The sequence below is a fragment of the Vibrio marinisediminis genome (assembly GCF_014050145.1).
Classification (GTDB): Bacteria; Pseudomonadota; Gammaproteobacteria; order Enterobacterales; family Vibrionaceae; genus Vibrio; species Vibrio marinisediminis.
The window spans coordinates 1-276 of record NZ_JACFYF010000230.1; the positions used below are offsets into that span (position 1 = coordinate 1).

Below are 276 nucleotides of genomic sequence, written 5' to 3' on the forward strand. Positions count from 1 at the left end.
TGTCGCGGGAGTCCACCAGGAAGCGATAGGACTGCAGCAGCCCCGCCGGCCCCCCGAACTTGTCCGGGTTCCACCAGAACGACGGGCAGGACGTGGAGCAGCAGGCGCACAGGATACACTCGTAGAGGCCGTCGAGCTTGTCGCGATCCTCCGGCGACTGCAGGCGCTCGATGGCCGGCGCCGGCTCGTCATTCTGGAGGTACGGCTGAATACGCTCGTACTGCTGGTAGAACAGCCCCATGTCGACCACCAGGTCACGGATGACCGGCAGACCCG

Annotated in this window: 1 protein-coding gene; it reads right to left on the minus strand. The window is 65.9% G+C overall.

What is annotated here, in order from left to right; translation table 11 throughout:
- On the minus strand, positions 1 to 276 hold a 276-nt coding region (locus H2O73_RS21005; RefSeq protein WP_497997519.1), incomplete at both ends, for a 4Fe-4S dicluster domain-containing protein.